The sequence below is a fragment of the Aquiflexum sp. genome, from assembly GCF_977115555.1.
On sequence record NZ_CDSBKL010000287.1, the window covers coordinates 1 to 5,415 of the forward strand.

Here is a 5,415-nt window from a genome sequence, read left to right on the forward strand (position 1 = left end):
GTTTGGTTAAAAAACTCTTATACTCCTCAAAGCTATTGCCCATCTCCTCAATTAAATCCCATCCCTAATTAAATCTGAAACGCAAGTGAGTGGAGACACTCACTTTGGCGGGTGGGAAGTCAATGAAAGTGAGTGTCTTCACTCACTTTGGCAAGGGGATACTCACTTTGGCAGGTTGGTTAAAAAACTCTTAAACTCCTCATAGCTTTTACCCATTTGCATCACTTGCTTTTCCCCTTTCATAAACGCCATCAATCTTTCAGGTATGGGCAAGTCAATGCCTAAAGTTTCGTCTACCACAGATTTGAATTTGGCGGGATGGGCGGTTTCCAGGAAAATCCCTATGTATTTACCGGGATTCATTTTCATGTAATTCCTCAAACCCAAATACCCCACAGCCCCATGCGGATCCATGATATAGCCGGTTTCTTCTTTGATACGTACCATCGCTCTTTGGGTATCCTGATCATCAAAATAGAAGCCTTTCACTTTCTCCCGAAACAACTTTTCATCATTGCCATACAGCGCTAAAAGCCTCGAAAAATTGCTCGGATTGCCGACATCCATGCTATTGCTGATGGTGGCAACTGAAGGTTTGGATTGAAAATCACTGCCCGATAAAAAATCAGGAACAACCCGGTTCACATTGGTAGATGCGATAAATGTATCAATAGGCAAGCCCATTCTTTCAGCCAAGATCCCTGCTCCGAGATTACCGAAATTCCCGCTTGGAACTGAGATGGCCAATTTCTTTTGATTTTTTGGCAGTCGGGAATAGGCATAGAAATAATACAGACACTGCGGAATCCACCGCGCCACATTGATAGAGTTGGCAGAAGTCAAAAGCATCCTTTGATTGAGTTCTAGGTCAGAAAAAGCTTGCTTGACCAAAGCCTGACAATCATCAAAAACCCCATCCACCTCTAGGGCGGTTATATTTTCACCCAAGGTGGTAAACTGTTTTTCCTGCAATTCACTCACTTTTCCCTTTGGATATAAGACGATAACCTCAACCCCCTCCACTTTAAAAAATCCATTGGCCACGGCACTGCCTGTATCACCTGAAGTCGCTACCAAAACCCGGATTTTCCTTTCCTCCCCTTCCATCAGGATTGCCATCAACTTGGAACAAAATCTCGCCCCAAAATCCTTGAATGCCAAGGTAGGGCCGTGAAACAGTTCCAATGCATACACTTCCTCCTCCACTTTTACCAATGGCGCATCAAAAGCCAAGGTATGGTCCACCAATTCCCTGATCTGTTCTTTGGTCAAGTCCTCATTGAAAAGCACTTTAATGACTTCATATCCGATTTCCCGGAAAGGCATATTCGGCAACTTCTCAAAGAAATCCTTTGGCAAAACCGGAATTTCCGTTGGCATATACAATCCCTGATCCGGAGCAAGTCCTTTGACCACGGCATCTTTGAGGCTGACTATATGGTGGGGGTTGTTGGTGCTGTAGAATTTCATGGGAAGGGTTGTAGTGGTTGGAATTATTGTATGCTTCGCGTTGTCAGGTTATCGAGTTATCGGGTTGGGGATCCGACATTCTGAGTGCAGCGAAGAATCTCTTGGTTGTAATTGTTGTCTGCTTCGCGTTGTCTAGTTGTCGGGTTATCGAGTTACCGCATTTTTCATTATTAATTCATAATTCTGAATTTCTCGCTTTTCAGGTCGGATCTCAAATCTCTTGTCTCATATCTCAAATCTACTCAAGTACAAACGCTCCCCGTTTATTCACTTCCGACACATATACATCGACGCCTAGACCGATTTTTTGGAATACTTCCTTGGCTTTCTCCCCTGCTTCTTTGGCAATTTTCTCATTTGCAGAAAGAACAAATATCGTAGGTCCTGAGCCGGAAATTCCCGAACCCAAAGACCCGATGGACTTGATCGCATCCCGCAATTCATAGAAGCCCGGAATCAACAAGGCCCGGGAAGGTTCGGCAATGACATCTTTCAAAGACCTACTGAGCAAAGCCAAATCTGATTTATACAATGCCGCTATAAATCCCGCAATATTTCCTGATTGCATCACTGACTCTTTGAGCGAAATCTGTTTGCGCAGAACACTCCTCGAATCGGAAGTTTTCAATTCTATATGGGGATGGACCAAAGTACAGAAGATTCCTTCTGGAACCGGTAGCTTTACAATATCCAATGGATCATAATCCCTGATCAACACAAAACCGCCCAAAATCGAGGGGGCAACATTATCCGCATGGGCTGAACCGCAGGCGATCCGCTCTGATTCCATTGCAAAAGGAACCAACTCTTCTTTGGTAAAAGGATTGCCCAAAAGCACATTCGCAGCTTCCAATGCCGCAGCGGCACTTGCAGCCGAAGAACCCATTCCCGAACCAAGCGGTAATCCTTTTTCAAGGAAAATATCAATACCCTGTTTCGATTCTAATTTGTTGAGAAGAGCCTGAATAGCCACAGAACAGGTGTTTTTATCAGCTTCCAAAGGTAGTTTTCCCCCATCCCCTTCGATTCCAGTGACTCTCAAGATCCCATCCCGATTGAAAGAAACTGTCACTTTATCTCCCAATCGGTCAATGGCAAATCCGAGGATATCAAATCCACAGGAAACATTGGCAACAGTGGCCGGGGCGAAAGCTGTAACTGACCTTTCCATTATCTTGAGAAATTACCCAAACGTATCACATCTGCAAAAACTCCGGCGGCAGTCACATCTGCACCTGCACCCGGACCTCTGATGATCATCGGGAAGTCATGGTAGCGCTCGGTGGTAAACAATATCATATTATCTGATCCCCTCAAAGTATAAAAAGGATGGCTGCTGTCTAGTGAGTTTAAGCCTACTTTTGCTTTGCCGTTTTCCAAAGTAGCCATAAAGCGGAGTTTTTCACCCTTGGACTTTGCAGTTTCCAGCATTTGGGCAAATTCACCATCATGTGCCTGAAGTTTGACAAAAAACTCATCGATGGATGCTGTTTCCCTACAGTCTTCAGGAACCATACTTTGAATCGTAATGTCTTCGAAGTGTAAATCTTGTTCGGCTTCTCTTCCCAAAATCAGGATTTTTCTCCCCACATCCATGCCGCTCAAATCATCCCTTGGATCGGGTTCGGTATAGCCTTTTTCTTTGGCGATTTTGACCACTTCCGAAAAGGGTGCGCCTTTTTCCAATTCACTGAAAATATAATTCATCGATCCGCTCAGCACTGCTTCAATTCTTAAAACCTTGTCTCCGCTCAACATCAAGTCCTGAAGGGTATTGATCACAGGAAGTCCGGCAGCCACATTGGTTTCGTAAAGAAACTTGACCCCGCGCTTGTAGGCAAGTTTTTTCAATGATTTATAATTCTCCAAAGAACCTGAGTTGGCTTTCTTGTTTGGGGTGACGATGGCCACTTTGGCTTCCAAAACCTGCTCGTAAGTATCCGCTACTTCCTGACTTGCGGTACAATCCACAAAAACAGTATTGGAAAAATTCATGTCCTCCATCTGTTTGATAAACTTGCCAAGATCCATCGGTTGCGCACCTTTGGCATCTTCAGGTGCCGGGCAATTTGCCAAGTCAAACCCATCTTCATGGAAGGCCATATACCTTGAATTGGCGATCCCATGAATCTGCACATCCAAATCATTTTCTTTTTGGAGTTTCTTTCTTTGGAGAGAAATCATCTTGATCAAGGCTTTTCCAATCAGTCCTACGCCAACCAAAAAGACGTGCAACACTTTGTTCTCAGAAAGGAAAAAAGCCTCATGGAGTGCGTTGAGTGCTTTTTGAAGGTCGGTTTGGGATACTACCGCAGAGATATTCAATTCTGAACTTCCCTGAGCAATGGCATATACATTGACATTGTTTCTGCCCAAAGCCATAAACATCCTGCCACTCGCACCGGGATTGTGCTTCATGTTTTCTCCCACAGCAGCTACTACCGCCATCTCTGAAACCACGACCACTGGATCCATTTCCCCATTCCGGATTTCATTGATAAATTCCTTTTCTATCGCTTCTTTGGCAAGAGAGACTTCATTGGTTTTGATTGCTACGCAAATACTGTGTTCTGAGGAAGCCTGACTGATCAAAATAATATTGACTCCTGCATCCGCCAAAGCCCCAAATACCCTTCTGCTAACGCCGACCACTTCCATCAAACCCGCACCTTGGATATTCAAAAGGGATATTCCTGCCAAAGAAGAAATTCCCTTGATCAGTTTTCCTGTGGGTGCGTCACTGTTGATCAGAGTACCCGGATGCTCAGGTTCAAAGGTGTTTTTGATATAAATCGGAATCCCTTTCCGCATCGCAGGCTGCATGGTGGCAGGGAAAATCACTTTTGCCCCAAAGTGGGAAAGCTCCATGGCCTCGTTGTAGGTCAACTGAGGAATGGTAAAAGCTGAATACACGAGCCTTGGGTCAGAAGTCATCACGCCCGATACATCCGTCCAAATCTCCAATGTGTCAGCTGTAAGGGCTGAAGCAAATATTGCTGCGGTATAATCTGACCCACTCCTTCCGAGCGTAGTAGTCTCGCCTTTTTCTGTTGCCGCCACAAAACCCGTGATAATTTTCATCCCCGGATGGCTGTGGAAATAGTCCTGAATCAGGTCATTGGTAACAGGAAAGTCGACTTTGGCATTGCCAAAGCGGTTATTGGTTCGGATGACTTCCCTTGCATCAAGGTAGTGGGTTTCCAAACCTTCTACTTTCAATGCTTCAGCCAAAACAAAAGCGGAAAGCCTTTCGCCAAAACTTCCAACATAATCGAGGGTTTTTGCAGAGCATTCTTTGATCAGGTAAATGCCGTGAAAAAGGTCCTCCAACTCATTGAAGCGGACTTTGACATAAGTCAGAACGGTAGATTGCTGTTGTATCGGGATCAGTTGTCTGACAAGGTCGTAATGCCTGTCTTCCAAAACTTTGATCTCGTCGGTATAGGATTTGTCCCCTTCGCGTGCTTTGACGGCACTCTTGAGCAAAACTTCCGTGACCCCTCCCAATGCAGAAAAAACAACTGCGATTTCATCCTTCTTAGCCTGTTTCTTTATGATCTGAAATACCTTCCGGATATTTTCCTGATTGGCTACTGACGATCCTCCGAATTTTAAGATTTTCATAAAAATGAATGTTTTGATTTTGGCGTATATAATATGCTTTTGAGGTCCAAAATGGACCTAAAGATAAGGGGTCTATATGGGAATGAAAACGGGAATTACCCCGTAATGGTGGTGGTTGTAAAAAACATGGAAATAGATCCACCCAAAACACAGCTTTCTGCGGCAAGGCTGCCGTAGAGATTCATCGTATGTAGACTGTTGGCTGTGAAAAACATAAAAGCTTTTTTTGATGCGGCAATCTTAAGGACAATTTCCCGAATTGCAAAAATGTTTTGTTGTTTTTTTAATCAAACAAAAGTTTTATTTCCATACTGTCACCCT

3 protein-coding genes are annotated in these 5,415 nt (G+C 44.2%); all 3 read right to left on the minus strand.

Annotated elements, in window-relative coordinates; translation table 11 throughout:
- Positions 1-162: 162 nt before the first annotated feature.
- The 3 genes from thrC to thrA all read right to left on the minus strand — a co-directional run bounded on the left by thrC (position 163) and on the right by thrA (position 5,094).
- Positions 163-1,470 carry a threonine synthase gene (thrC, locus tag ACZFYI_RS15015; protein ID WP_462524943.1) on the minus strand — a complete coding sequence of 436 codons (1,308 nt, stop codon included), beginning with the start codon at positions 1,468-1,470 and terminating at the stop codon, positions 163-165.
- A 238-nt stretch (positions 1,471-1,708) separates the two neighbouring features.
- Complete coding sequence (locus tag ACZFYI_RS15020) at positions 1,709-2,641, minus strand: homoserine kinase (RefSeq protein ID WP_462524944.1); 933 nt, start codon at positions 2,639-2,641, stop codon at positions 1,709-1,711.
- The gene (gene thrA / locus ACZFYI_RS15025; RefSeq protein WP_462524945.1) at positions 2,641-5,094 is read right to left on the minus strand and encodes a bifunctional aspartate kinase/homoserine dehydrogenase I; all 2,454 of its coding nucleotides are present in this window, start codon (positions 5,092-5,094) and stop codon (positions 2,641-2,643) included. Before thrA ends, ACZFYI_RS15020 begins: the two co-directional genes overlap by 1 nt.
- Positions 5,095-5,415: the final 321 nt, after the last annotated feature.

Bases quoted from the DNA above. Each gene is read 5' to 3' on its own strand.
- thrA (WP_462524945.1), bottom strand. From the start codon at position 5,094: ATGAAAATCTTAAAATTCGGAGGATCGTCAGTAGCCAATCAGGAAAAT.
- thrC (WP_462524943.1), bottom strand. From the start codon at position 1,470: ATGAAATTCTACAGCACCAACAACCCCCACCATATAGTCAGCCTCAAA.
- ACZFYI_RS15020 (WP_462524944.1), bottom strand. From the start codon at position 2,641: ATGGAAAGGTCAGTTACAGCTTTCGCCCCGGCCACTGTTGCCAATGTT.